Origin of the sequence: Brevibacillus sp. LEMMJ03 (genome assembly GCF_007197875.1) — a bacterium.
GTDB classification, from domain to species: Bacteria; Bacillota; Bacilli; order Brevibacillales; family Brevibacillaceae; genus Brevibacillus; species Brevibacillus thermoruber.
Genome location: NZ_VKJN01000012.1, coordinates 21363 through 45858, shown reverse-complemented (window position 1 = coordinate 45858; position 24496 = coordinate 21363). Strand labels below are relative to the sequence as shown.

Below are 24496 nucleotides of genomic sequence, written 5' to 3'. Positions count from 1 at the left end.
CCAACCATTATACCCCATTATAATCCACTCCATTCCCAAACGTTCGTCTTTTCCCCGATGGTTCGGTAGATCATCGGCAGCGCCTCCGCTTCCGGCAGCGGAAAGCAGGCGCAGGCATCGACGACGATGGGTTGGCGCATCTGCCTGATCAGATCGGACAGGGGCAGTTCCATGAGGTCGGGGTCAGGCGAGGCGACGACCAGCAGATCGGCTTCGGCAAGCGCTGATTGCCAGGTGGCGCACCGCTCCCCTGCAGTGCTTTCACCGTTCGGAATTTGCTCGTCCCGGGGAATGTACAGCCGCACCTCCTTGTCCGCCAGCCAGCCTGGCGGCATCTGCTGCCACAGGCTCGTCGGCCCCCACAAGGCGACGCGGCGCACGTTCGTCTTACTCATGACGAAGCGGCACTGGCGGACCAGCCACCTTCGCAGCGCCGCACGATCGTTCCGCTGCGGATCCAGCCAGCCCTGGCCGACGCGGCTGTCCATGCCCAACGCACGCGCGACCGTCTGCAGCCGGACGCCGCGCCGGTCGCAGCTCTCTCCCAGGCGGAGGTAAAACCGCTCCTTCCAGGCCAGATACCGCGGCAGTTGGCGGATGACCTCCTCCGCTTCGCGCATCCCGCACACCATCGCGATCACGTCATGCTCCGCCAGTTGGCGGCAGAGGATGCGGGTCCAGGGGCTGTTGGGATCTCCGCCGACCAGCGCCCGGTCGCCGCCGGCAAAGCGATACAGGCGCACCACTTCCCAGCCGGGATATTGGGCCGCCAGCGCTTCCGCCGCTGTGCCCACAACCCGGTCGCCGTATACGAGCAGCAGTCCGGGACGGTCCCACTCGGCCAGGCCCGCCGACAGCCGCGCGGCATCCGACTCCCCCGCGACCAGGAAGCCGCACGCCCCGGCCGCTGTCCGTCTCCGGTTTTCGGCCGGCGCGACGGATATGCCGATCGCCGCCAACTCCCGCACCAGCGCGTCAGGGAGCGGTTTCTCCGACACCTGTACGAGCACCGTCACACCTTTGCTGGACACCTCATGCACTGCCTCCTTTTCCCGCCGCCGCTCCCCTGTTCGACCGCGCCCGCCAGGCCGGACATGCCTTCTGATCCGGGCATGCCTTCTGATTACGAGTCAGGCTGGCGGGGAGAGACCGGCCGGCGCATCTCCCGCCAGACCGCCGACAGCACCTTGGTGACGTAGGGCACAAAGCGGATAAACGAACGGCCCGTCGTCCGCACCTGATAGCGGATGGGAATCTCTTTCATCCGGTAGCCCTTGCGCACCAGGTTGAGCGTCATCACCTGCGCGTAGTTGTAGTCGTGAATGATTTCCAGATCGGCCAGGGCTGCCCGGTTGAACGCCCGCATCCCCGATTGACCGTCGGAGATAAACCGGCGCAGCAGGATCATCTGCAGCGCGGTAAACAGGTAATTGCCGAGGCGGCGGTGCCATTTCATCCCTTTTATCGTACCCATAAAACGGGAGCCCATGACGTAATCGGCTTCCCCCGCCAGGAGCGGCGCGACCAGTTCGGGAATCTGCTCCGCGGGATACTCGTTGTCGGCGTCGATCATGACGGCATAGTCGGCGCCCCGCTCGTACGCCTCCCGCAGTCCGGCGCGAACGGCCGCGCCGAGGCCGGTATTGATCGGCATCGTGTAGATTTCGTCCGCTCCCGCTGCCAGCGACACGTCCACCGTCCCGTCGGTCGAGCCGTCGTCCACCACCAGCACTTTCACCGTCAATCCGGGGAAAAAGGAGCGCGGCACGTTGCGGATCACTTCGCCGATCGCTTCCTCTTCATTTTTTGCCGGTATCACAATGTATAGAAGGGCCTGCTGCCTCATGGATGTTCTCTCCCGTGTCGTAACCTTGCGTGCGGAGGGCGTCCACCAGCACGGGGCCGCGCGATTTGTCCGGATACGGTGCCCCCATCAGATACGCGATCGTGGGAGCGACGGACACCAGCGAGTTCCACTCCCGGACGACGGCGCCCTGCTTGATCATCGGACCGTGCATGATAAACGGTACGTAGCGCTCTCCTTCGTCCAGGTGGCCGTGACCGCCGATGCCGTCCGACTGGCCGTGGTCGGCACAGACGATAAACGCCGCCTTTTCCAGTTTGCCCCGCTCCCGCAGCCACTCGTAAAACGAGGCGATCAGCGCGTCCGCCTCCGCGATTTTTTCCAGGTATTCATCGTAAAAGACGCCCCGGCTGTGGCCGGTCTGGTCGGTGGCGATCAGCTGCACGACCAGGACGTCGGGGTCGCTCTCCTCGACGATTTGCCGCGCCCGGCGCATGATCGTCGGATCGGCGACGTCGTTTTTCATCACCGCCGTAAACGTCTCCACGTCCTCGCCAAATGCGTCGACCAAATGGGCGCAGGCGAGCATCACGCCCTTCTTCCCGATCTTGCGCAGACTGTCGAACAGGCTTTCCGTCCTCACGCCCAGCTTGTACACCATGTTGCTGGAAATGCCGTGCTCGCGCGGATAGGTGCCGGTAAACATGGAGGAAAAGCAGACCACCGTGCGCGCCGGGTAGACCGTCTCCATGTTGGCGTACTCGGTGCCGGTCTGCTTCAGCCAGTCCAGAAACGGCGTTTTCGCCTGAGCCAGCCGGTCCTTGTTGCAGCCATCAATCACTATCATATACACCTTGCTCGCCAATGGCTTGGACGGTTGGACATTGTGGGTGTAGGTGGGGATTTCTATCGGTTTCCAGGTGAACAGCCAGCGGTGGATCAGGAAAGCGTACACCCCGACGGCTGCCGCAAACAACAGCGGCGCAAGACCCGGTCCGGCAATCCCCGCTTCGGCCGCCGAGCGGCAGCACCACTCCATCACCAACAGGGCCGTCAGGAACTTCGGAATCTGTTCCTGCGCGTTGCCGCTGGTGGAGTCGCTGTTTTTCAACACCAGCTTCCAGAACCGCGTAAAGTTCCACAGCGTGGTGCCGATGCGCAGATGGTAGTAGATCGTGCCCCAGAAGATGACCGTAAAGAAAAAGTACATGCCGATCGCAAGCCATATGAGCGGCCATACCCCCGCCTGGGCAAAGAGCGCGCAGGCCGCCAGCAGCGGCAGCCACAGAAAGAACCGCAAACGCAGCGGAAAATCGTACAAAAAGTAGACAGCCAAAAGCGGCAGCGTCCAGAGGAGCGCGAGTGCCGCATCCGCCCAAAAGGACGACAGCCCCCACGACTCCCAGTGGTACAGGAGAAAGATGCCGGTCACAAAGACGGGGGTAAACGGCTTTCCTTCATTCAGCACATTCCAGCACCGAGCGGCGATCTTTTCAAATGTCGACGCTTTTGTCATGGTCACCCTCCTCACTCGCCTCGCGGGCCTCCCGGAACAGCGCCAGGGGCGATAGCGACAGACGCCAGGCGGCAAGCCCGCCCGCGACAAACGAATAACAAAACTTGAATCCGTGCGACAAAATCGCCACCTGCAGGGCAAACGCCAGGGAGTGGCCTGCCGTCTCGTGCAGGAGGGAGGCCATGACCGCTTCGTAGGTGCCGATGCCGCCCGGCGTGACGTGAAAGGTCTGCCCGATAATCGTCAGCACGTGGACCAACAGGGCGGACGCCGTTTCCAACTGCCCGCCAAGCGCCCTGACGACCGACCAGACGACCGCTGCCTCCAAAAGCCAGCCGGCCGCCGTCAGGAAAAAGGCGGTCAGCCCGTGCGGCCCTTGAAAAAACGCCCGGCGATAGCGGGCGACAGCCGGAAAGCGGCGCTCCGCGTACCGCGAACCGGCCAGTACGGCTGCAGCCGCAGCCGCCGACACGGCGACGGCCCAGGCAAGCCTCTCCCCGTACCAGAGCTGGATCTGCCGGGGAGCGATCAACAGCAGCGCGGCCGCCGCCAGGGCAGCCAGGCCGGCCATGTCCATCAACCGGTTGCCGGCCACGCTGACGACCGCCGCGCTCCACGCAAATCCTTCGCGCCGGCGCAAGAGGGCCATGCGCGCCAGCTCGCCGGCCTTCACGGGCAGCAGATGGTTCAAGAGCAGCCCGATGTGATGGTAGTACCACAAGCGCAGGACCGGCACCCGATGGACCGTCTGCTTTTGCCATGCCCAACTGCGCAGCCAGAAGGCGGCTCCGTAACAGACGGTCATCGTCAGCAGCAGGCCGGGATGGGCGGCCAGCTTTTGGACGCCGTCGATCAGCGCCGACGCCTCCATGCGGGTCACGATCAGATAACCGGAAACAACCAGCAGCAGCCAGCCAACCGCCCGAACGATCTTCTTCCTCACTGTTTTCTCCACCACCTGTAGTACCGTTCCAAGCCCTCCTGCAGCGTCACCTGCGGCGTCCATCCCAGCAACCCGCGCGCTTTGGCGATGTCCGCCCAGGTGCCGGTCACATCCCCCGGCTGGGCGCCGCGAATCTCAATACGGGCCTTTTTGCCGGTCACATGCTCCAGCGTCTGCACCAGTTCGAGCAGGCCGACGGGCCGGCCGCTGCCCAGGTTGTAGACCTGATAGCCGTCCATGTGTGCCAATGCCGCCCCGATCCCGTCCACAATGTCGTCCACATACGTGTAATCGCGCATGGAGTGCGGGTCGTACAGCGGCAAGGGCTGCTCGTCCGCGAGCAGCCGCAGAAAACGGGAGATGGCCATGTCCGGCCGCTGGTGCGGTCCGTACACGGTAAAAAAGCGCAGGCAGGTGACCGCCATCCCGTACAGATGGGCGTACGTCCGGCAAAACACTTCCGCCGCCAGCTTGCTGGCCGCATACGGCGAGCAGACGGCCAGGTCCGCCTCCTCTTCCCGCAGCGGGCCGGTCAGGGCGCGCTCCCCGTAAACGGACGACGACGAGGCGAACAGAAAGCGGCCGACGCCGAACTGCCGGGCCAGTTCCAGCAGTTGCACCGTTCCTTTTACATCGATGTCCACGTACGTCAGCGGCTGCTCCAAAGACCCCCGCACGCCGGGAATCGCGGCGAGGTGAATCACCGCATCCGGCCTGTGCCGGGACAAGACCTCCCGCATGGCCGCTTCATCGAGAATATCGGTCCGGTAAAAGGAAAAGTCGCCGTGGCGGCGCAGTTCGTCGATCCGCGCCCGTTTGAGGGACGGATCGTAATAGGGATGGAGCTGATCGACCACGGCAAGAGCGTACCCCTGCTCCAGCAGGAAGCGGCACGTGTGGTAGCCGATGAAGCCCGCTCCGCCCGTAACCAAAACGTTTTTCATGGCAGGTGGCTCCTTGCAGAAAAAGCCGATGGCTGACGGCCACCGACTCGAACGTTCTTGTCTGTCCGTGAATGAGAGCGGCGACGGCAAACGCGCTTCCGGTTCGGAAGCTTTTCCGGCGCCCGCAGGTTGTGAGATAATAGGGGAAAACCGAAAAAGAATTCCTAATCATGATAATCATTCTCAGCGAGAATTATATAGGGAGAACCCTGCCCTGTCAATTGGACAAAGCCTGGTTCTCCCCGGACCCGGATCGGGTCTGACCCCGCTCGTACACATGTAATCGCAGAGGTCATTGACGTGATGAAAGAGCAAACCATTTACAGCTACAAACTGCTTCGCCGCTTTCGCTGGCGATTGGCGGGCTGGCTGTTCCAGCTCCTGCTGATCGGCCTGTTTCCGGTCGCCGCCTCTCTCTGGCTGAAGATTCCGGCTGATCGCCTGGTGGTGACGCTGGCCGTGCTCCCGGCCATCGCCGCAGGTCATCTCTGCCTGTTCCGGCTTTACGCCCGCCTCCGTTCGCACCACCCGCAAACCACGCCGGACCTGCTCGTGTCTCCCTGGTGGGGCGCCGGCTGCCGCCATCCCGTTCCGCTCCGCGCATACCGTGGGGCGGAGGCGACCGTCCTCGCCGGCAGCCTGTTTTTGGCGGCCGCCGTCTTCGTCTGGGTGCCGCTGCCGTACGGAATGGCGCTGCTCTGGGGAACAGCCGTGCTGGGCTTGCCCCGCCTGCTTGCGCTGCTGGCCTCGCTGCGCCAGCCTCCGCACTGCCGGGTCAAGTACGAGAGCGGCAGCGTCGCCTTTTTGCTGACCGACGGCTGACCGCCTACATCACCCACAGCTTGATGATGATCAGCGCGGCCAGACCCGGCAGCCGCAGCAGCCCGGTCAGCAGCGCCGTCACCGGATTGATCGGAATGTGGAAGTCGGCCAGTTCTCCGACCAGATTGGCGAAAAACAGCAGCACCGCGCCGATGACCAACTGCACGGCGACAAACCCCGCCCAGCGGATCGGCCCCATGACCGACCTGCTCGCGGCAATCACCAACAACAGACCCGTGACAATCAAGGCGATGACCCATCCCGTACTCATGACTCATCCTCCCTGCGCGTGCCGGCGTTCCCGCTCCCGTTTTGCTTGCGCGAGCAGGAACATGTAGCGCTTTTCCGTCAACTGCAAATAGTAAATGGCATCCTCCAGCCCGTTGTCCGGCTCGCTGATTTCCATGAGATGACGGGCGTGCTGCCAATCCAACCGTGCGCGGTCGACGGCTTCGTCCAACGCCTCCGGCCCCCAATGGACGGCCGCTCGCGGTTTTCCCCACAAACTCACTTCTCCCACGCCCCTTCAGTGAAAGTAGTGCAGCACACCGGTCAGATTGTTGATCACATGCAGCACGACAGCCCCCCAGATGGACTGAAACCGATGCCGCAGGTAGCCCAGGCACAGGCCGATGACAAACAGCGGAGCCAGCAGGGCGACATCCACATGCATCAACGCAAACCAGAGGCTGCTGAGAACAATGCCGACAAACGCTCCCCAGCGCCGAACCAGGCAGGTCTGAATCACGCCGCGGAACAGCAGTTCCTCGGCAATCGGCACCAGGATGCCGATGACCAGCACGGATGCAGCGACCGCCCAGATATCGCCGTCTTTGGCCTGAACGATTTCCTGTTCGATTTGCCGCTCCCGCTCCGAGTCCAGCGACAGGTGGAACCAGTCGGCCACCGGGGTGGTGACGACCGCGTCCAACACCCGCGTGATCAGCAGCAGCACCACCACCAGCGCGGCGATCATGCGCCCGATGCGGCGGGGACGGCAGACGCCGATCTCGTCCATCCGGCCGCGAAACCACAAAGGCACCACGACCAGGATAAACAGTTGAAGCGACGCCGACTCGAAAAAGCTGCCGACCGATCCCTCGGGAAACACGGGGTGCGGCAGTACCAGGCCGTACAGCAGCAGCGTGCAGGCGTGAAACACCTGCAGCCAGGCGACGACATGCAGCAGATCCGCCCACGCCGGTGCGGGGCGATGCCGCAGCCAGGCCGTCCGCCGTCTGTCCCGCCAGACGTTGACGGCAAAGCCGATGGCCGCGACAAAGCTGAAGACCGCCACAGCCAGCACCGTCAGCGACAGCCACAGCTCAGGAACCTCCGCAGTCGACACGATCCACCGGCCATCCGGTCCGCGTTCAAAGCGGAGCATCATCAATTCGGCGACAAACACGATCCAGTACCCGACAAACAGCGGAATCGCCCAAGGCGCAGACCTGCGCTTCTCCGTCCCGCCCCGCAGCGACATCCCCGGTCCTGTCAGCATCTCCTCACACTCCTACTTCAATCTATGTCTTGTCCAGACAAAAAAGTCCTCGCGCTCCCCATCTCTTGCGAACACGAAAAAAGACAGGGAGTCCCCGTCTTTTTCTTGTCCTACAATTCCCGGCGACCTTCCAGGGCCTTCGTCAGCGTCACCTCGTCGGCGTACTCCAGATCGCCGCCCACCGGCAGTCCGTGCGCAATCCGCGTCACGCGAATGCCGAACGGCTTGATCAGCCGGGAGATGTACATGGCGGTGGCCTCGCCCTCGATGTTCGGGTTGGTCGCCAATATCACTTCTTTTACTTGATCGTCGCTCAACCGCTTCAAGAGGTCAGGGATGCGGATGTCCTCCGGCCCGATGCCGTCCATGGGGGAAATCGCTCCGTGCAGGACGTGGTAGTACCCGTCGTACTCCCGCGTCTTTTCCATCGCCACCACGTCCTTGGGCTCCTGCACGACGCAGATGATGGAAGCGTCACGCCGCTTGTCCCGGCAGATGTGGCAGGGGTCGATATCGGTGATGTTGTTGCAGACGGAGCAGTAGTGGAGCTGCCGTTTGGCGTTGACCAGCGCTTTGGCCAGATCCAGCACGTCGTCCTCTTTCATGTTGAGCACGTAAAACGCCAGGCGGCTGGCCGTTTTCGGCCCGATGCCCGGCAGTTTCATAAAGCCTTCGATCAATTTGGATACCGGTTCGGGATAGAACATCGCCTCGTACTCCTTAGAACAGACCCGGAATATTCAATCCTCCGGTAAATCGGCCCATTTCCTTGGCGATCATTTCATCGGCCTGTCGCAGCGCGTCGTTGACAGCGGTCAGCACGAGGTCCTGCAGCATTTCCACGTCATCCGGGTCGACCACTTCCGGCTTGATCGCGATGTCGACAATCTGTTTGTGGCCGTTCGCCTTGACGGTTACCGCACCGCCCCCCGCAGAGCTTTCCACCACTTTTTCCTTCAGGGCCTCCTGCGCCTTTTGCATCTCTTCCTGCATCTTTTTCACTTGTCGCATCATTTGTTGCATGTTTTTCATCGGGGTGTCCTCCTTCATTTTGCCGGTTCAGCTTATTCTTTCACTTCGACAAGTCCCTCGCCGACCAGGCGAATCGCCTCGGCGACAAACGGATCCTGCTCTTCCTGGGCGGGCTGTTCTCCCTGCCCGGCCTGCTGGCAAACGCTCTGCCACTCTTCCTCCATCACGGAGAGAAGCTGCAGCGGCCGCCCCAGAACGCCCAGCATCACCCGCTCCACGACGCCCTTCAATTCCGGCTCCATGGTTTTCTCACAGTGAATGGGACTGGTAAAGGTGACGACGACGGCGTCGCTGCCGGCAGCAGCCGGCTGCCCGTTCACCAACCAGGCCTGATATTGAATCTTGATCTTTTTGACATCGGCCAAAATCTGGCTCCACTGCCCGCGTACCTGCCGGGTCAGTGCTTCATCAACCGCCTTGGCCACCTCTCGCACCTTGTTCATCGGCGTGCGGGAACTTCCCACGGCGGCAGCCGGACGGCGCGGTTCCGCCCTGCGCGGCTCTTCCGTTCGCGGCTGGGCGCTCGCGTGCGCCTGTCCCTGCATCAGTTGGGCCAGCCGCTCCTCCAGCGTACGGACCCGGTTGGCCAGTGCGGCCAGCTCTCCTCCTCCGGCCGCGGCCGTCTCCGGCGCAGCGGCAGCCTCTTTGACCGGCTGGCACAGTTTGACCAGCGTCAGCTCCACCAGCACGCGGGCGTACGTGGACCACTTCAACTGGGCCAACGCCTGATTGCAGGTTTCGATGGCGGCGTATACATCAGGCAGCGCGTACATCCCGGCCACCTGGGCAAACTGGTCGTCCAGCATCGTCCGCTCGACAATCTCTTCCAACTGCGGAGCGGTCTTGAACAGCAGCATGTCGCGGTAGTAGTAGAGAAAATCCTGCAAAAACTGTTCGGGATCTTTTCCCTGCACCATCACCCGGTCAAAATGCTCCATCACCCGGGCCACGTCCCGTTCGGCGACGTATTTGGCCAGAACGGAAAAGTGCCCCTGGGAGACGGTGCCGGTAATCTGCATGATGTCGGAGGCCCGAACCTCGTCTTTGCTGTAGCTGATCGCTTGGTCCAGCAGGCTGAGCGCGTCCCGCATCCCCCCTTCGGCCATTTTGGCGACCAGGTGGAGGGCCTGCGGTTCCACCCGCACTCCCTGTGCCTCGCAGATGTATGTGAGCCGCTTCACCATTTCCTTCAGGGGAATCCGGTGAAAATCAAACCGCTGGCAGCGCGAGATAATCGTCGCCGGCAGCTTGTGGGGCTCGGTGGTAGCCAGGATAAAGATGACGTGGGAAGGCGGTTCCTCCAGCGTCTTCAACAGCGCGTTGAACGCCTCCGTCGTCAGCATATGCACTTCGTCGATAATATACACCTTGTACCGGACGTCGCTGGGGGCAAACTTCACCTTGTCGCGGATGTCGCGGATTTCCTCGACACCGCGGTTGGACGCGGCGTCAATCTCCAGCACGTCGGTAACGGAACCATCGGTAATGGCCCGGCAGGTGGCGCACTGGTTGCACGGCTCGCCGTCCTGCGGCTGCTCGCAGTTCACCGCTTTGGCCATGATTTTGGCCGCACTCGTTTTGCCCGTACCACGGGGACCGTTGAACAAATAAGCGTGGGACAGCCTGCCTTCACGCAACGCGTTGCGCAAAGTGGTCGTCACATGCTCTTGTCCCACCACGTCTTGAAAGGTTTGCGGTCGGTATACGCGATACAGCGCGGTATAAGCCATGATGGTGTGACACTCCAATCTGCACAGTCCTCTTCCGAATCCTAACTATTATACACCATCCGCCCTTGCTCTTACAAAGAAAACGCCCCGTGCGGACGACGGGACGCCGGGCTGGATGACGGTTGTCAGAGATACGGGAGCAAGATGTGAAACGTGGTGCCGTATCCTTTGGACGAAACGCGGATTTGGCCGCCAATGTCGTGAATGATTTTCTGACAAACGGAAAGCCCCAGCCCCGTCCCCTCTTCCTTGGTCGTAAAGAATGGATCGAAAATTTTGTCGATGATGTACAGCGGAATGCCCGGACCGGTGTCGTGGATGTCGATGCTGACCTTGTCCCCGTCCGGATCGATGTGATGGGAAATGTGCAGCGTCCCCTGCTCCCCCATGGCCTCGATGCCGTTTTTGCAGATGTTGATGAAGACCTGTTTGAGCAGTTCCGTGTCCCCCACCACCAGCGGAAGCTGTCCCCGCGAGGAGAACTGGACGTCGATGCCGAACAGGAGCGCCTGCGACTCCACAATCGGGAGAATCTCCTCAAACACCGTGTTCAAATCGACCAGGGAATACTGGACGTCGCGCGGCTTGCTCAGCAGCAGAAATTCGCTCACCAGCGAATTGATCCGGTTGATCTCCGTCAGCATGATTTCCGTATAGGTCCGTTCCCGCTCCATGCCGTTGTCGCTGAAGGATTGCAGGAACATCTGCAGAAAGCCCTTGATCGACGTGAGCGGATTGCGGATCTCGTGAGCCGTGCCGGCGGCAATTTGTCCGATCATCGCCAGCCGCTCGTTCCGTTCGATTTTCTGTTCAAACGAGCGCAGGTTGGTAATATCCTTGAACAGGACGAAAGCACCGGCGGTTTTGCCGGCCTCGTCCTGAAGCGTATGGGCGTCCACGATCAATTCGTAGCGCTGGTTGTCGTTTGTCCAGGACGTGGCGATATTGTGCAGCTTCACCCCGTCGAGCAGCTCCCGCTTGATCAGGCGGTGCTCTTCGGGAATGCCGACAAACACATCGTCCACGTGCCGGTTGAGCACTTGCAGCCGCTCCATTCCGAGGAGTTTGCAGGCCGCGTGGCTGGCTTCGACGATCCGTCCCTGTTCGTTGAGCACGAACAACCCCATGCTGGTATCGGTGGTCAGTTTTTCCATCAGCCGCTGCGACAGCGCGTAATCCGTCTCTTTGGTCAACTGATACAGGTGAACCAGAAACAGCGGCTCCTCCTCCGTCTGCTGCACCAAAATCATGGCCGGCGTTTTGCCGCTTCTGCCCTGCCTGTCACGCCATTCCACCTCTGCCGGCATGTCTGCCTCCGCTTCCCGGCGCAGCAGTTCCTGATACAGTTGTTCGATGGAACCCCGGTACGGCAGCAGGACGTGAAACGGCTGGTTCACGAGTTCTCCGCGTTGGTACCCGGTGACGCGAAGAAGCTGTTCATTCACTTCCACGATACATCCCGTTTGCGCCACCAGAAATACGGCAGTCGGGAAGTATTGCAAAAATTTCTGCAATCGTTTGGACGAACCGGCGAGATGTAACGAGAATGATGCACTCACAGCTTGTCCCCCCTGACCCTTGACGTTTTTACAGGCAATCACCGCTCTCTACACATTCGTCACCCCATCAGGAATGACCTGCCTGAACAGAAGGATTCTGGAAGGAAATGTTTCGCTAGGGATCGTCAGAAATCAACAAAAAGTGGCCTGTTCCTCACGAACAGGCCACTCGACTTTCCTGGAGAAGACCGTGCACCTATCTTCGATACTCCCCATCCAAGCGTTACATATGGAGGCAGCTCAGACCAGGCTGCCCTGCGGCACACGCGATGATCCACTTATGGCTGCTTCCTTCCGGACCTGACCAGGTTCATGGGTTCGCGTTGCACAGGACCCGATCCTCAACACCGCCGCCCATATGGCAGCCTTACATGAGAAGACCTCTGATAGGAATTCGACCCTGCTATTGCGGATTGCAGGTTACAGGGCACCGCAACCTCCCCGTCTAGCACGGCACAATTAGCATACCAAAGAACAGGAATGATCGCAAGGCAAAAAGCCATCCATAACAGGAAAGGGTCCCCTTACGTGACGTTGGCCGCCGTTGTCTGCACATCATTCCTGGCGTCGGGCGAAGTCATGGCCGCGGCAATCGCCTCATACGCCCGGCAAAACGCACGGACGATCTCCGGGTCGAATTGAGTGCCGGAGCAGCGGACGATTTCCGCATACGCTTCTTCTGCCGTCATCGCCTTGCGGTAGGAACGCGTCGATGTCATGGCGTCAAAGGTGTCGGCGACGGCCAGAATGCGCCCCAGCAGGGGAATGTCCTCCCCTTTCAGTCCGTCCGGATACCCGTTTCCGTCCCAGCGCTCGTGATGATGGCGGACGCCGGGACTGACGTGGGCCAGGCTCTCGATCCGTTCCACGATGTCGGCTCCGATGGTGGTGTGCAGCTTGATCAGTTCGTACTCCTCGTCATTCAGCTTGCCTTCCTTCAACAGCACCCGGTCGGGAATGGCCACCTTGCCGATATCGTGCATCAGCCCGGCATAACGCAGATCGTTCCGGGAAATCGTTCGTTTTTTCGCGTCATCCCAATAGTCGTAGATGAGCAGCGCGTACCGGGTCACCCGCTCGCTGTGGCCGGCCGTGTACGGATCTTTCATCTCGACGGCCAGGTAAAAGCTGCGGACGATCTGGTCCATCCCTTTCTGCATGTACTCCCGTTCCCGCCGGATCAGCGTGTCCAACTGTTCAGCCATCTGGTTAAACTTGTTTCCCAAGCGCGACAGCTCCTCCATCCCGTCCACCGGCACGCGAATGGAAAAATCCCCTTTCTGCAAGGCCTCCGTCGCTTCGACGAGGGTGGAAATCGGCCGGTCAATCCAACGGGCGACCTGCCGGGCCACAATGGCGGCAAACAGCACCACCAGCAGCGTGCCGATCAGCAAAATCAGCTCCAGCCGGCCGAGATGACGGTCAATCGCCGCGGCCGGCAGCAGTTCCACATAGGTGTTTCCCGTATGCGGGGACACGTATCGAAAGAGGTGCACCATCTCGTTCAGCCGGCTGTCATACCGCACTTCTTCCGTTTGGCCCGCATTGTGCATCCGTCCCAAATCGGCATAGGACTCCTCCTGCCGCCCTGCACCCGATGGCTCCGGCTCGACCCGAATCAGCAGGTGTCCGTCTGAGGCAAACACCAGCAGCGTGCAGTGGTGCCGCTTGGTGTCCGTGTTCAGCCACCTTTCCAGGAGATCGGGCTTCCATTCCGCCACCAGCACGGCGAACGGCCGCCCCTGCGCGTTCGTTACCGGCTGCACCGCGTACAGCCAGGACGGATCGGCCCCCGCTTCCGCTCCAGGCAGCAGCCGGGGAGCGCCGCGCTCATCCTCCAGTGTGTCGCGGTACCATGACAGACGGGGGAAGTCTCCGCCCGTCCAGTGCGCGTCGGGAAACAGGGAGAGACGTCCACCGTCGTCGGCGAGCAGATGGACATTGCGGACGGAGGGGTTCCTGCGCTGAAAGTCCCGGAACAGTTTCTCCGCCGCAGCCGTTTGTGCGCTGCGCGGCAAAAGCGCCAACTGTCCCTCCGTTCCGCGCACGGCCGGTTCGTCAGCCAGCCGTTGGACGCTGTCCAGCAAAAGCTGGGCATACAGCGAAAACTGCTCGTCCGTGTGCCGCAAACGCTCGCGAATGCTGGTGGCGTACTGTTCGTACACCGCCGTTTTCGCCGCGTCGTAATTGACAAAGCTGACGACGAGTATCGGGATCAGGCACAAGCACAACAGTGCTGCAAATAAGCGGTCTCTTACCTTGGTAAACAACGGCCTCCCCCTTGTTTCGCCTGCTTCCTTTCCCGAGGTGGACGGCATAGGCTCCCTCCGACTCTGCACACGCTGGGAAAATCTCCAGCCGTCCGGGAACGATGCTCACATCGGTGACATTCTTTACCTACCACGCGGAAGCAGAGCGTAAACCTCTTCCTGGCGTTTTTGCAGAAAGGTTCCAATCCTTTTCATACATGGACAACCGCACGCCGCCGAACTGCCCACGGCCGTCTTCTCCTCCCGCGCTGTCCCGGGAGAGCCGGTCAGCCTGCTGCAGGGGACTGGCGTCGCCATCATCCCGCTCGGCATCGCCTGCCCGGCATGGTCCCGCTGCCGGGAAAACAAAAAACTCCCTCCTTCCCGCAACGACGGGAACCGGGGGAGTTTCCTTGCGCCTGCCGGACATGCTAGTGCGGCAGAAACGCCAATTGATAGGCAAACAAAGCGGCAAACAGGTACACCAGGGGATGGGCCTCCCGCCACTTGCCCCTGAGCGCCTTCATCAACGGATAGGAGATAAAGCCGAGCGCGATCCCCGTCGCAATGCTGGAGGTAAGCGGCATGCTGACGATCACGAGAAAGGCGGGAAACGACTCGTCCATCTCCTCCCAATGGATATGACGCACGCTGCCGAGCATCAGCGAACCGACGACGATCAGGGCCGGCGCGGTGATGGCGGAGAGGCCGGAGACGGCGCTGACGAGCGGACTGAAAAACGCGGACAGGCCGAACAGCACGGCCACCACGAGAGCGGTCACCCCCGTGCGTCCGCCCGCCGCCACTCCGGAGGCCGACTCGATGTACGCCGAAGTGGGGCTGGTGCCGAACACGGAGCCGATCAAGGTGGCCACCGAGTCGGCAAACATCGCCCGCTCCGCCCGCGGCAGCCTGTTGTCCACCAGCAGCCCGGCCTGTTTGCTCACGCCGAGCACCGTCCCTGTCGTGTCAAACAGGGTCACCAGCAAAAACGAGAAGACGACCGCGTACAGCCCGTATTGACCGACGTCGGAAAAGGCCTGTACGGGATTGGAGACGATCAGCCCCTCCGGCAGCGTGGGCACGGACACGATCCCCTTTTCAAACGAGAGCTGACCCGTGAAATAGGCGATCAGCCCGGTCGCCACCATCCCGAAAAACAGCGCGCCGTTCACATTGAGCGACAGCAGCACCAGGGTGACGAACAAGCCGATCAAGGCCAGCACAACCTTTGGCGAGTGAAGCTCGCCCAGCGTCACCAGGTTGGTCGGGTGGGCGGTGACCAGACCGGTCAAACGCAGGCCGATAAAGGCGATAAACAGGCCGATCCCGGCGGTGATGGCGTGTTTCAGATTGTCCGGGATCACCTCGATCAATTTGGAGCGCAGCGGTGTCAGCGACAGCAGCACAAACAGCACCCCCGCCACAAACACGGCAGAAAAGGCGATCGCATACGTCAGTCCGCCCTCCGCCTTGACCACCGAGTAGGCAAAGTACGCATTCAGCCCCATCGCCGGCGCGATGGCGATCGGGTAGTTGGCCCACAATCCCATGATCGCGGTTCCCACGATGGTGGCGATAATGGTCGCCGTAAATCCCTGTTCAAACGGGAGCCCGGCGTCCGCGAGAATCAGCGGGTTGACCACCATGATGTAGGCCATGGTGAAAAACGTGGTAACCCCCGCGAGAAGTTCCTTTTTCCATGAAAACGACCGATGAGCTTTCATGATGACTTGTTCTCCCGTCCGTTACTAGATTCACACGTTACCAGTATGTACGATCCGAGCTCACCGTATCAAGGGGCACGGCGGTCCCGGCCGGGCAGAACGGCTGCGGCGCAGGCTCCGCGGCCAGCACACCAGCGCGGTGTCGAAAACAGCAAAAAATCCACAGCAAAAAATCCTCCGTCGGCTTCGGAGGATTTTTGCCGGGATCACGATTCGTTACGCGTTCAGGCTGCCCATCGGCCCGAAGAATTCGAAGTGGATGCGTTCTTCCGGCACGCCCCAGTCTTGCAGCGCCCGGTAGACGGTTTTCATGAACGGCACCGGTCCGCAGAAGTAAAAATCGGCCTGGTTGTCGGGCAGAATCGACTGCAGCCACGGCAGGTCGATGTAGCCTTCCTTGTCAAAACGGCGCTCGGCCCGGTCGTCTTCGGTCGGCTGCGAATATACTACATGGAAGGACAGCGCCTCGTGCCGATCGGCCAGCGCGGCCACGTGCTCCTTCAGCGCGTGCGTCCGGCTGCTGCGCGCGGCGTGGATAAAGTGAACGCGCCGCTGCGGCTGCCGCTCCACCAGCGTATTCAGCATGCTGACCAGCGGGGTGAGGCCGACGCCCCCGCTCAGCAGGACGACCGGCGTCTCTTTTGACGTATCCAGCACGAAGTCGCCTGCGGGCGCGCTGATGGGCAGCACGTCTCCTTCCCGGACGTGGTCGTGCAGGTAGGTGGAGACGATGCCTGCCGGTCTGCCTTCCGCGGCATCTTCCCGTTTGACGCTGATCCGGTAGTAATCCTTGCCCGGGCTGTCCGACAGGCTGTACTGACGGATGTGCGTGTAGGTTTCGCCCGGAATCGCCAGTTTCACGCTGATGTACTGCCCCGGCTGGAACGTCGAAATGGGGCCGCCGTCCTGCGGTTTCAGGTAGAACGAGGTAATCACGTCACTCTCTTTCACCTTTCGGGCCACGACAAAGTTGCGAAAATCCCGCCAGCCGCCGGGCGCCTGCTCCGCTTCGCGGTACAATTCGTCCTCCACGCTGATGAACACGTCGGCGATGACGCCGTACGCTTCCGCCCACGCGTTGATGATCTCGTCGGTCGCCGCGTCGCCGAGCACGTCCTTGATCGCCGCGAGCAGGTTTTTCCCGACGATCGGGTAGTGCTCCGGCTTGATGCCCAAACTGCGGTGTTTGTGGGCGATTCGCTTCACTTCCGGCAGGATGGCTTCCAGGTTTTCAATGTTGGCCGCCGCCGCATAGACCGTGTTGGCCAGCGCCGTCTGCTGACGCCCCTGCTTTTGGTTGACGTGGTTAAAAATATTCAGCAGTTCCGGATGGTTGGTCAACATCATCTTGTAAAAACGGGTCGTAATCGTCTTACCATGTTCCCTAAGTACAGGAACAGTCGACTTGATGATTTCTATCGTTTGTCGGTTCAGCATGTTCGCTCCTCCTCGACGATACCGTGATCGTTTGTGACGCCTTCAGTATAAGGCGTTGCGATCTTTTTCACTGTGATTGCAATCACATCGCAAGTGGAGGTTTTGTGAACACCTGAGACGCGAATGATGCGTGTCGGGCTGCCGCGATCCCTCCGTCTCCGGTCTGACCTGCCGATCGCGCTTGCGCCGGTTGGGGGGATTTGGAAATATGAGGTACAATAAAGAAGCAGTCATGAATGTTCATCACGACAGGGAGGTAGCAGAATGGATCACAAGGGAGTCAAGGCGATCACCCATGCCAGCACGTTTTTCGCGCCAATCCTGGTGCCGCTGGTTGTCTGGCTGCTGATGCAGGACCGGGACGTAAAAAACCTGGCCCTGCAGGCATTGCTGTTTCATATCATCATGAGCGTACTCCTCTCGATTTCCTGGGCGCTCTCATTTGTCCTGATCGGTATCCCGTTCCTGCTGGCATTTGGCTTTATGGCACTCTACTATCCGATCAAGGGGATCATTTACGCGCTGCAGGACAGACCGTTCCGCTATCCGGTCATCGGATCGCTGATCGGCTAGACGGACACCACGGAAAAGGCGGGAGTGAAACGCTTCACTCCCGGGTCGGAAAGCGGGGAGTCGGCTTTTTTTCCGCCAGCACACTGCCAACGAAGACAAACCCTTGATTGACGGCATCGGCAACGGAGTGCATGGCCGAAGCAAACATCGCCCCGCTTCCGCTCATAAAGGCCGCTGCCCCTTTCACCAGGGCCAAACCGGCATTTTCCACCGCTGCCGTGGCGGAAGACGTGTTACCCTTTTTTGATCCACTTCCAGATGGATTCCATGAGAACCCCCTTTTCAGACATGACTCATCATGAACATGGGAGGCAATCAGCCTCTCCTGTCTCCGGAAATCTTGCGTTTGGAAATTATTGTAGAACAAAAAAGGGAGGCGATCAAACATGCGAGGTGGTATCTATTGACAGCGAAAAACCGCAGGGTGTATGCTTATTACATCAAAAAAAATTGATGAAAGGGACGGACACCATGAAACAGCCTCAGGCAGCCATCGAACCTACCGACGCCTTCTTTGAACAGTACGAAGCCAAATTCAAGGCATTGGCGGAAAGCAAGCGCCTGCGAATCATGCACGAACTCACCCGGCGGGGCAGCGTGTGCGTCTGCGATCTGGCGGACGCGATGGGGATGGCGCAATCGAAACTCTCCTACCACCTGAAAATCCTGCTGGACGCGGAACTGATCACCAAGGAATCGGACGGGGTCTGGAATTACTACAGCTTGAACCACGCGGAAGTAAACCGCCTGCTTTCCGACGAACTGTGCTGCATCTTTCGCCGCAGCGGCTGCTGCTGATTTTTTCTCTTTTCATCAAATTTTTTCGATGTTTATATCAAAAATATTTGATTTAGGAGGAGCTGCCATGAAGTACGTGCATGTCGGCATCAACGTCACCGATCTGGACCAATCGGTCGCCTTTTACAGCAAGCTGTTCGGAACCGATCCCGTAAAGAAAAAGGCGGACTACGCCAAATTTTTGCTCGATGCTCCCGGTTTGAATCTGACGCTGAACCTCGTCGACGCCGTCAGCGGCAATCAGGTGAATCACTTCGGGTTTCAGGTGGAGCGGGCGGACGAGGTCCTCGTTCACCAGAAGCGTTTGGAGGATGCCGGCCTGCCGATTGCCAAAGTGGAGGCCGATACGACCTGCTGCTATGCCGTTCAAGACAAGTTTTGGGTCGTGGACCCCGACGGCAACGAGTGGGAATTTTTCTACACCAAACAGGACGCCGACGTCCGCAGCATCCAAACCGACAAAAGCTGCTGCACGGCCTGAAAAAACGAACCAATCACTTCCCTGCGGACGGGGAAGTGATTGGTTTTTCCTGAATGCTCTCTCTCGGGTTATTCGCCTTCTCTCAGAAACCGTTCGATGCGGTTCCTGATGGCATCGCGGACGCTGCGAAAGCTGTCCATGATCTCCGCCTCGGTACCGGAGGCTTTGGCCGGGTCGTCGAAGCCCCAGTGCCATTTGACCACATGCTTGTTGGCAATCACCGGGCAGTGCTCATCCGCGTGGCCGCACAGCGTAATGACGTAATCGGCGCGGTTCAGCACTTCCGGGTCAATCACATCCGACGTCTGGCCGGAGATGTCGACACCGGCTTCTTTCATCACTTGTACCGCGCGGGGGTTTAGGCCGTGCGCTTCCAAACCGGCGCTGCGCACTTCATAGCGGTCTGCGCCCAACGCTTTCAAAAATCCCTCCGCCATCTGGCTGCGGCAGGAGTTTCCGGTGCAAAGAAAGTAGACGAGCGGTTTTTTGTTCATGTCCGATTCTCCTTTTTCTCGATTGCTGTCCGTTCACGCTTTGGACTTGTGCGGAAAAAACGTTTGCCGAAACCGGAGGGCGACGTTGACGAGGGCAATCATGACCGGCACCTCGACGAGCGGTCCGATGACGGCCGCAAACGCCGCTCCCGAGTGGATGCCAAAGACGCCGACCGCCACGGCGATGGCCAGCTCGAAGTTATTGCTCGCCGCCGTAAACGCCAGGGTTGACGTCACGGGGTAATCCGCGCCTGCCTTTTTCCCCATGAAAAACGAGATGAAGAACATGACGACAAAATAGATCAGCAGGGGAATCGCGATGCGGATGACATCCAGCGGCAGTTGAACGATGACCTCCCCTTTCAGGGCAAACATCACGACGATGGTAAACAACAGGGCAAGCAGGGTGATCGGACTGATTTTCGGGATAAACACGCGTTCATACCAGTCACGCCCCCTTGCCTTGACGAGCAGGAAGCGGGTGAGCATGCCCGCCAGAAACGGGACGCCCAGGTAAATGAACACGCTCTTGGCCACTTCCGCCATCGTGATGTCGATCACCATGCCCTTTAGGCCAAACCAGCCGGGCAGGACCGTTACAAACACATACGTATACACGGAATAGAACAGCACCTGGAAGATGGAGTTGAACGCGACCAGCCCCGCCGCATATTCGGTGTCTCCTTTGCATAAATCGTTCCAGACGATCACCATCGCAATGCAGCGGGCCAAGCCGATCATGATCAACCCCACCATGTATTCCGGGTACCCCTGCAGAAAGACAAGGGCCAGCACAAACATGAGGACCGGACCGATGATCCAGTTTTGCACGAGCGAAAGGGCCAGGACCTTTCCGTTTCGGAATACGCGCCCCAGTTCTTCGTAACGAACTTTCGCCAGCGGCGGATACATCATCAAAATCAGCCCGATCGCGATCGGAATGGATGTCGTCCCAGCCTGGTACTGGTTGAGATAGGCGACGACATCGGGGAAGAACACGCCCGCGCCCACTCCGACAACCATGGCGGCAAAAATCCACACAGTCAAATAACGATCAAGGAAAGATAATTGCTTCCCCACACCCTCAGCCACTCGCTCTTTCACTCCTTCCGGTTTTACTCGCATGTGACCAACAGCCCTTTGTCCTCCAACTCTTTCAGTGGGCCGGACATATCGGGCAGATGACGCAGATGGAACCCGATTTCCTCCAGTCTATGTTCGTTCAACGAATAAAACACCCACTGCCCCTTTCGCGTCTCCCGCACCAGACCAGCCGTTTTCAGGCGGCTCATATGCCGCGACACGGCCGGTTGGGAAATGTTGAAGATCGGCACCAACTCGCATATGCAGCACTCGCGTACGCGCAGCAAGGCAATGATCTTCAGCCGGGTGGGATCGGCGAGGGCTTTCAACGCGTCAGCGATGGTTTCAAAGTGATCGGTCATGGCTGCCTCCCATACATTATGATCATATAACTATATTGTTATTTTATGCGGACAAAAAATCAATACGTAATTTTTTATAATGGTGTCCACATCCATCCTGTTGTGATTGGATGTCGTGAATAAAAACATTATTGCGCCTCCATTTTTCTCTTCACTTCAACCCCCTGTACTTCCCATGCAAGAAAGAATACGTTACGCAATGTGAACACCAGATTTCCGGCATAAATGGCACGGATTTGATTGTGGTGATCATAGTCGATGATCTCAAAAGCTGCCAATACCTGCGCTTCGTCTCCTGAATTTGTTACCTCTTTCACCTCGACTCTGGGGCGGCCAAGTTTTTCTTCATCGGCAAATTGATAAAATGAACGAATCTTATCAATATCTTCTTGTTTCAATTGTGAACGCTGCACATCACCGGTTCTCACTTTATCAATAGCAGCTTCCACTATTTCAACAGGCGACTTCTTGATGGTGTCCAACGCAATCGTGGCGAATAGGAAAACAACAAGGCATCCAAACAGGAGTTTTCTCTTCATCGTGCTTCACCTCGTACTGGTAGTGAAAAAGAGCTCCGAACAATAAATGGAGCTCTCCGATTCGGCATGCAATTCCATTTTATCTCCTTTCATCTGGATAACAGTTACAAAATAGAAAAAATCACGGCAATTTGTTAATCTGCCGCAAAAATAAAAAGCACAAGCTGGACGATACTGCCAACCTGTGCTTAGCTTGCAATCTGTATGGCGGAGAGAGTGGGATTCGAACCCACGCACGCCTCACGACGCCTAACGCATTTCGAGTGCGTCCCCTTATGACCACTTGGGTATCTCTCCACTGTGTGCTTGAAACAAAATTAAATATAGCAAAAGATCGTCCAAAGCGCAAGAGTAAATCCATGCCACCCCTTGATTTGCCGTCGGCGTTGGGCCAATATAGTAACAGCACAGCGAAAACGATGAGAAACGGGGAATTCAATTGAAGCGAGAGCGTTTGGACAAGGTCCTCGCCAACATGGGATTGGGGACGCGCAAGGAAGTGAAGCAACTGGTGAAGCAAGGGCTGGTGGAAGTGGACGGCTCCGTCGCCACTGATCCCGGCATGCACGTGATACCGGAAGAGCAGGAGATCACGGTCGAGGGGGAACCGCTCAACTACAAGCGCTGGCTGTACATCATGCTGAACAAGCCGCCCGGCGTCGTCTCCGCCACGGAAGACAACCTGCACGAGACGGTGGTGGATCTCCTGCCGTACGAGTGGGGCCACAAGGTACACCCGGTCGGCCGGCTGGACATCGACACGGAAGGGCTGCTGCTCCTGACCAACGACGGACAGCTCTCCCACAACCTGCTGTCGCCGAAAAAGAAGGTGGAAAAGGAGTACTTCGCCCGCATCCAGGGCCGCGTCACCGACCAGCACGTGGAGGCGTTCGCCCGGGGCGTCGAGCTGGAGGACTTTACGACCCTGCCGGCCAAGCTGGAGATTCTCTCCTCCGGCGACGTCTCGGAAGTCAGGGTCACGATCATGGAAGGGAAATTTCACCAGGTGAAGCGGATGTTTGCCGCGTTTGGCCTGCAGGTGGTCTACCTGCAGCGTGTCCGCATGGGGCCGCTTCATCTCGACACGACGCTTTTACCCGGGGAATTCCGGGAATTGAGCGAGGAAGAATTGGAACAACTTCGCCGCCATATCCAGAAGGACAGCCCGGTTCAATCCTGACCGGGCTGTTTTTTCTTCCGCAGACCGCGAAAAAAGTCTTTCAGCATCTGGCCGCACTCCTCCGCGAGCACGCCCTCCACTACCGGCACCTGGTGGTTGAATCGCGGCTCATCCAGCAGGTTCATCAAGGTGCCCGCGCATCCTGCCTTCGGGTCGCGGGCCCCGTACACCACCTGCTCGATGCGGCTCTGCACAATCGCTCCCGCACACATCGGACACGGCTCCAGCGTCACGTACAGCGTGCAGCCAATCAGCCGCCATCCGCCGAGCCGGGCGCTGGCCTCCCGGATGGCGATCATCTCCGCGTGCAGGGTGGGATCTTTTTGCGTCTCCCGCAGATTGTAGCCGCGTCCGACGATTTCCCCGCCGCGCACGATGACCGCCCCGATCGGCACCTCGCCGATGGCCGCCGCCTTTTTCGCCTCTTCCATCGCGGCTCTCATGTATGTCTCGTGTTCCTGCATCTCCATCACGTGCGTCCAAATACCCCTTCAAACACAGTCTCGGACAGTTCCCGGCGTCCCGACGGTTTTTCCCGCTCCTGCAAATGCTCGGGCAGCGCGTCCTTTTCCCCTTGGTAGCCGATGGCGATTACCGCGTGCAGCTCGTATTCGTCCGGCACGCCCAGCACTTCGCGCGCCTTGTCCGGGTCAAAGCCGCCCATCGCGTGGGTAATCAGGCCGCGCCGGGTTGCCTCCAGGGCCAGGTATCCCCATGCCGCGCCGGCATCAAACGCATGGGCCCGGTTGTGCGCTCCCTTGACGTTGACCGTTTTGGACAGGATCAGGGCCAGCACCGGCGCTTTTTCGCACCAGACGCGGTTGCCGTCCGCGATGAACGGGTAAAAGCGCTCCTTATCCTCCCGGCTGCGGGCCAGGATAAACCGCCAGGGCTGTTCGTTGCTGGCCGATGGTGCCCAGCGCGCCGCTTCAAACAGGCTGAACAAAACCTCGTCGGGAACCGGGTCCTGCTTGAATGAACGGGGCGACCAGCGATTGAGGAAGACCGGGTCCACCTCGTAGGACGCTTTCCGGTTTTCTTCCACCTGGGGCAGGTACTTGTTCATCATCGTTACCAAACCTCCTTCTTTTTTTTTACAGAAAGGAACTGGATAAAACCTGCCAACCTGGAGTATAATAGAGAACAAATGTTCCTATCACTTTATTGAGGGAGGGTTTTTCATGTTTTCAAGCATTTCGTCTTTTGTCCAGGTATGGGAAAACGAGGCGCAGGCGACCCAGCGGATTCTCGACGCCTGTACCGACGAGTCCCTGCAGCAGCGCGTCACTGCCGAAGATCGCACGCTGGGCCGGATCGCTTGGCACATCGTGACCACCGTTCACGAAATGATGTCCCGCACCGGCCTGCAATTTGAAGCGGCCGACGAGCACCAGCCCGTGCCGTCCTCCGCCCGCGACATCGCCGAAGCGTGGCGCAAAACCAGCGCTTCTTTTGTAGAAGCCATCCAGTCCCAATGGAGCGACGCCACCCTGCAGGAAGTGCGCGAGATGTACGGCGAGCAATGGCCAAACGGCCTCACCCTGTACCTGCTGATCCTGCACATGGTCCATCACCGCGGACAGATGACCGTCCTCATGCGCCAGGCCGGTCTTCGCGTGCCGGGCGTGTACGGACCCGCACGCGAAGAATGGAGCCAGATGGGCATGGAGCCGCCTGCCCTGTAATCGCCCAACCAATCCGCCGCCTCGACCGTCTCTCTCC

At 59.5% G+C, this 24496-nt stretch carries 27 protein-coding genes, 1 tRNA gene, 1 other RNA gene and 1 pseudogene; 6 read left to right on the top strand and 24 right to left on the bottom strand.

Annotated features, from left to right (window positions below; genetic code table 11):
- Positions 1–17: 17 nt before the first annotated feature.
- The 5 genes from FOI68_RS15785 to FOI68_RS15765 form a co-directional block, all read right to left on the bottom strand.
- Positions 18–1031 carry a Rossmann-fold NAD(P)-binding domain-containing protein gene (locus FOI68_RS15785; RefSeq protein WP_143863712.1) on the bottom strand — a complete coding sequence of 338 codons (1014 nt, stop codon included), beginning with the start codon at positions 1029–1031 and terminating at the stop codon, positions 18–20.
- Between the two features lie 92 nt (positions 1032–1123).
- On the bottom strand, positions 1124–1846 hold the full coding sequence (locus FOI68_RS15780) for a glycosyltransferase family 2 protein (RefSeq protein ID WP_029098054.1): 723 nt from the start codon (positions 1844–1846) through the stop codon (positions 1124–1126).
- Positions 1800–3320 (bottom strand): alkaline phosphatase family protein, encoded by a 1521-nt coding sequence (locus FOI68_RS15775; protein WP_143863711.1) that lies wholly within the window; start codon positions 3318–3320, stop codon positions 1800–1802. The genes FOI68_RS15780 and FOI68_RS15775 overlap by 47 nt, the downstream gene beginning before the upstream one ends.
- Complete coding sequence (locus tag FOI68_RS15770) at positions 3298–4263, bottom strand: lysylphosphatidylglycerol synthase transmembrane domain-containing protein (RefSeq protein WP_185973968.1); 966 nt, start codon at positions 4261–4263, stop codon at positions 3298–3300. Before FOI68_RS15770 ends, FOI68_RS15775 begins: the two co-directional genes overlap by 23 nt.
- Complete coding sequence (locus tag FOI68_RS15765; RefSeq protein ID WP_143863709.1) at positions 4260–5207, bottom strand: GDP-mannose 4,6-dehydratase; 948 nt, start codon at positions 5205–5207, stop codon at positions 4260–4262. Before FOI68_RS15765 ends, FOI68_RS15770 begins: the two co-directional genes overlap by 4 nt.
- 303 nt (positions 5208–5510) lie before the next feature.
- Here FOI68_RS15765 and FOI68_RS15760 point away from each other — a divergent pair, with 303 nt between their 5' ends.
- Complete coding sequence (locus FOI68_RS15760) at positions 5511–6029, top strand: hypothetical protein (protein ID WP_143863748.1); 519 nt, start codon at positions 5511–5513, stop codon at positions 6027–6029.
- 4 nt (positions 6030–6033) lie between these two features.
- On the opposite strand, the gene FOI68_RS15755 is transcribed toward FOI68_RS15760, so the two are convergent.
- The 11 genes from FOI68_RS15755 to hmpA all read right to left on the bottom strand — a co-directional run bounded on the left by FOI68_RS15755 (position 6034) and on the right by hmpA (position 17264).
- Positions 6034–6300, bottom strand: coding sequence for a pro-sigmaK processing inhibitor BofA family protein (locus tag FOI68_RS15755; protein WP_029098058.1), 267 nt, complete (start codon positions 6298–6300; stop codon positions 6034–6036).
- A 3-nt stretch (positions 6301–6303) separates the two neighbouring features.
- Entirely contained in the window at positions 6304–6540 is a 237-nt protein-coding gene (locus FOI68_RS15750) for a DUF2508 family protein (RefSeq protein ID WP_029098059.1), read from the bottom strand.
- A gap of 15 nt (positions 6541–6555) precedes the next feature.
- A complete protein-coding gene (locus FOI68_RS15745) occupies positions 6556–7530 on the bottom strand; it encodes a CPBP family intramembrane glutamic endopeptidase (RefSeq protein WP_143863708.1) in 975 nt (324 codons plus the stop codon).
- 110 nt (positions 7531–7640) lie between these two features.
- Complete coding sequence (gene recR, locus FOI68_RS15740) at positions 7641–8237, bottom strand: recombination mediator RecR (RefSeq protein ID WP_029098061.1); 597 nt, start codon at positions 8235–8237, stop codon at positions 7641–7643.
- Between the two features lie 13 nt (positions 8238–8250).
- Complete coding sequence (locus FOI68_RS15735) at positions 8251–8562, bottom strand: YbaB/EbfC family nucleoid-associated protein (protein WP_029098062.1); 312 nt, start codon at positions 8560–8562, stop codon at positions 8251–8253.
- 32 nt (positions 8563–8594) lie between these two features.
- Positions 8595–10292, bottom strand: a complete 1698-nt coding sequence (gene dnaX / locus FOI68_RS15730; protein WP_143863707.1) for a DNA polymerase III subunit gamma/tau — start codon at positions 10290–10292, stop codon at positions 8595–8597.
- Positions 10293–10417: 125 nt separating this feature from the next.
- Complete coding sequence (locus tag FOI68_RS15725) at positions 10418–11851, bottom strand: PAS domain-containing sensor histidine kinase (protein WP_143863706.1); 1434 nt, start codon at positions 11849–11851, stop codon at positions 10418–10420.
- Positions 11852–12039: 188 nt separating this feature from the next.
- Positions 12040–12305: signal recognition particle sRNA large type (gene ffs / locus FOI68_RS15720), an RNA gene on the bottom strand.
- Positions 12306–12375: 70 nt separating this feature from the next.
- Complete coding sequence (locus FOI68_RS15715; protein ID WP_185973967.1) at positions 12376–14121, bottom strand: HD domain-containing phosphohydrolase; 1746 nt, start codon at positions 14119–14121, stop codon at positions 12376–12378.
- 410 nt (positions 14122–14531) lie between these two features.
- Positions 14532–15827: an NCS2 family permease gene (locus tag FOI68_RS15710; protein ID WP_143863704.1), complete on the bottom strand. Its 1296-nt coding sequence runs from the start codon at positions 15825–15827 to the stop codon at positions 14532–14534.
- A gap of 216 nt (positions 15828–16043) precedes the next feature.
- Positions 16044–17264 (bottom strand): NO-inducible flavohemoprotein, encoded by a 1221-nt coding sequence (hmpA, locus tag FOI68_RS15705; RefSeq protein WP_143863703.1) that lies wholly within the window; start codon positions 17262–17264, stop codon positions 16044–16046.
- Positions 17265–17528: 264 nt separating this feature from the next.
- On the opposite strand from hmpA, the gene FOI68_RS15700 reads away from it, so the two are divergent.
- Complete coding sequence (locus FOI68_RS15700) at positions 17529–17837, top strand: DUF4870 domain-containing protein (protein WP_029098068.1); 309 nt, start codon at positions 17529–17531, stop codon at positions 17835–17837.
- Between the two features lie 43 nt (positions 17838–17880).
- Here FOI68_RS15700 and FOI68_RS15695 read toward each other — a convergent pair.
- A pseudogene (locus FOI68_RS15695) lies at positions 17881–18123 on the bottom strand (cation efflux transmembrane domain-containing protein); the annotation flags it as partial.
- 185 nt (positions 18124–18308) lie between these two features.
- Here FOI68_RS15695 and FOI68_RS15690 point away from each other — a divergent pair.
- Together FOI68_RS15690 and FOI68_RS15685 are read left to right on the top strand one after the other, a co-directional pair.
- Positions 18309–18635, top strand: coding sequence for an ArsR/SmtB family transcription factor (locus FOI68_RS15690; RefSeq protein WP_143863702.1), 327 nt, complete (start codon positions 18309–18311; stop codon positions 18633–18635).
- Positions 18636–18702: 67 nt separating this feature from the next.
- Entirely contained in the window at positions 18703–19116 is a 414-nt protein-coding gene (locus FOI68_RS15685) for an ArsI/CadI family heavy metal resistance metalloenzyme (RefSeq protein WP_065067571.1), read from the top strand.
- 68 nt (positions 19117–19184) lie between these two features.
- Here FOI68_RS15685 and arsC read toward each other — a convergent pair whose 3' ends face one another.
- The 5 genes from arsC to FOI68_RS15660 all read right to left on the bottom strand — a co-directional run bounded on the left by arsC (position 19185) and on the right by FOI68_RS15660 (position 21891).
- Positions 19185–19610, bottom strand: coding sequence for an arsenate reductase (thioredoxin) (gene arsC / locus FOI68_RS15680; RefSeq protein WP_143863701.1), 426 nt, complete (start codon positions 19608–19610; stop codon positions 19185–19187).
- A 33-nt stretch (positions 19611–19643) separates the two neighbouring features.
- On the bottom strand, positions 19644–20735 hold the full coding sequence (gene arsB, locus FOI68_RS15675; RefSeq protein WP_143863700.1) for an ACR3 family arsenite efflux transporter: 1092 nt from the start codon (positions 20733–20735) through the stop codon (positions 19644–19646).
- Positions 20726–21055 carry an ArsR/SmtB family transcription factor gene (locus FOI68_RS15670; RefSeq protein WP_035296559.1) on the bottom strand — a complete coding sequence of 110 codons (330 nt, stop codon included), beginning with the start codon at positions 21053–21055 and terminating at the stop codon, positions 20726–20728. Before FOI68_RS15670 ends, arsB begins: the two co-directional genes overlap by 10 nt.
- A gap of 128 nt (positions 21056–21183) precedes the next feature.
- Positions 21184–21594 carry a hypothetical protein gene (locus FOI68_RS15665; RefSeq protein ID WP_044899293.1) on the bottom strand — a complete coding sequence of 137 codons (411 nt, stop codon included), beginning with the start codon at positions 21592–21594 and terminating at the stop codon, positions 21184–21186.
- Between the two features lie 205 nt (positions 21595–21799).
- Positions 21800–21891 (bottom strand) — tRNA-Ser (locus FOI68_RS15660).
- A gap of 142 nt (positions 21892–22033) precedes the next feature.
- On the opposite strand from FOI68_RS15660, the gene FOI68_RS15655 reads away from it, so the two are divergent.
- The gene (locus FOI68_RS15655; protein WP_029098076.1) at positions 22034–22774 is read left to right on the top strand and encodes a pseudouridine synthase; all 741 of its coding nucleotides are present in this window, start codon (positions 22034–22036) and stop codon (positions 22772–22774) included.
- Here the strand turns inward: FOI68_RS15655 and tadA are convergent.
- Together tadA and FOI68_RS15645 are read right to left on the bottom strand one after the other, a co-directional pair.
- Complete coding sequence (gene tadA, locus FOI68_RS15650) at positions 22765–23244, bottom strand: tRNA adenosine(34) deaminase TadA (RefSeq protein ID WP_035288896.1); 480 nt, start codon at positions 23242–23244, stop codon at positions 22765–22767. The two genes, FOI68_RS15655 and tadA, sit on opposite strands and share 10 nt — an antisense overlap.
- Positions 23244–23843: a nitroreductase family protein gene (locus FOI68_RS15645; RefSeq protein WP_044899295.1), complete on the bottom strand. Its 600-nt coding sequence runs from the start codon at positions 23841–23843 to the stop codon at positions 23244–23246. Before FOI68_RS15645 ends, tadA begins: the two co-directional genes overlap by 1 nt.
- A gap of 112 nt (positions 23844–23955) precedes the next feature.
- Here FOI68_RS15645 and FOI68_RS15640 point away from each other — a divergent pair, with 112 nt between their 5' ends.
- Complete coding sequence (locus FOI68_RS15640) at positions 23956–24459, top strand: DinB family protein (protein WP_029098079.1); 504 nt, start codon at positions 23956–23958, stop codon at positions 24457–24459.
- The last annotated feature ends 37 nt before the right edge of the window (positions 24460–24496 follow it).

Excerpts from the sequence above, each read along its gene's own strand:
- FOI68_RS15780 (WP_029098054.1), bottom strand. The coding sequence starts at position 1,846 with ATGAGGCAGCAGGCCCTTCTATACATTGTGATACCGGCAAAAAATGAA.
- FOI68_RS15775 (WP_143863711.1), bottom strand. The coding sequence starts at position 3,320 with ATGACAAAAGCGTCGACATTTGAAAAGATCGCCGCTCGGTGCTGGAAT.
- FOI68_RS15765 (WP_143863709.1), bottom strand. The coding sequence starts at position 5,207 with ATGAAAAACGTTTTGGTTACGGGCGGAGCGGGCTTCATCGGCTACCAC.
- FOI68_RS15760 (WP_143863748.1), top strand. The coding sequence starts at position 5,511 with ATGAAAGAGCAAACCATTTACAGCTACAAACTGCTTCGCCGCTTTCGC.
- FOI68_RS15755 (WP_029098058.1), bottom strand. The coding sequence starts at position 6,300 with ATGAGTACGGGATGGGTCATCGCCTTGATTGTCACGGGTCTGTTGTTG.
- FOI68_RS15745 (WP_143863708.1), bottom strand. The coding sequence starts at position 7,530 with ATGCTGACAGGACCGGGGATGTCGCTGCGGGGCGGGACGGAGAAGCGC.
- recR (WP_029098061.1), bottom strand. The coding sequence starts at position 8,237 with ATGTTCTATCCCGAACCGGTATCCAAATTGATCGAAGGCTTTATGAAA.
- FOI68_RS15735 (WP_029098062.1), bottom strand. The coding sequence starts at position 8,562 with ATGAAAAACATGCAACAAATGATGCGACAAGTGAAAAAGATGCAGGAA.
- dnaX (WP_143863707.1), bottom strand. The coding sequence starts at position 10,292 with ATGGCTTATACCGCGCTGTATCGCGTATACCGACCGCAAACCTTTCAA.
- FOI68_RS15710 (WP_143863704.1), bottom strand. The coding sequence starts at position 15,827 with ATGAAAGCTCATCGGTCGTTTTCATGGAAAAAGGAACTTCTCGCGGGG.
- hmpA (WP_143863703.1), bottom strand. The coding sequence starts at position 17,264 with ATGCTGAACCGACAAACGATAGAAATCATCAAGTCGACTGTTCCTGTA.
- FOI68_RS15700 (WP_029098068.1), top strand. The coding sequence starts at position 17,529 with ATGGATCACAAGGGAGTCAAGGCGATCACCCATGCCAGCACGTTTTTC.
- FOI68_RS15690 (WP_143863702.1), top strand. The coding sequence starts at position 18,309 with ATGAAACAGCCTCAGGCAGCCATCGAACCTACCGACGCCTTCTTTGAA.
- FOI68_RS15685 (WP_065067571.1), top strand. The coding sequence starts at position 18,703 with ATGAAGTACGTGCATGTCGGCATCAACGTCACCGATCTGGACCAATCG.
- arsC (WP_143863701.1), bottom strand. The coding sequence starts at position 19,610 with ATGAACAAAAAACCGCTCGTCTACTTTCTTTGCACCGGAAACTCCTGC.
- arsB (WP_143863700.1), bottom strand. The coding sequence starts at position 20,735 with ATGCGAGTAAAACCGGAAGGAGTGAAAGAGCGAGTGGCTGAGGGTGTG.
- FOI68_RS15670 (WP_035296559.1), bottom strand. The coding sequence starts at position 21,055 with ATGACCGATCACTTTGAAACCATCGCTGACGCGTTGAAAGCCCTCGCC.
- FOI68_RS15665 (WP_044899293.1), bottom strand. The coding sequence starts at position 21,594 with ATGAAGAGAAAACTCCTGTTTGGATGCCTTGTTGTTTTCCTATTCGCC.
- tadA (WP_035288896.1), bottom strand. The coding sequence starts at position 23,244 with ATGGAGATGCAGGAACACGAGACATACATGAGAGCCGCGATGGAAGAG.
- FOI68_RS15645 (WP_044899295.1), bottom strand. The coding sequence starts at position 23,843 with ATGATGAACAAGTACCTGCCCCAGGTGGAAGAAAACCGGAAAGCGTCC.
- FOI68_RS15640 (WP_029098079.1), top strand. The coding sequence starts at position 23,956 with ATGTTTTCAAGCATTTCGTCTTTTGTCCAGGTATGGGAAAACGAGGCG.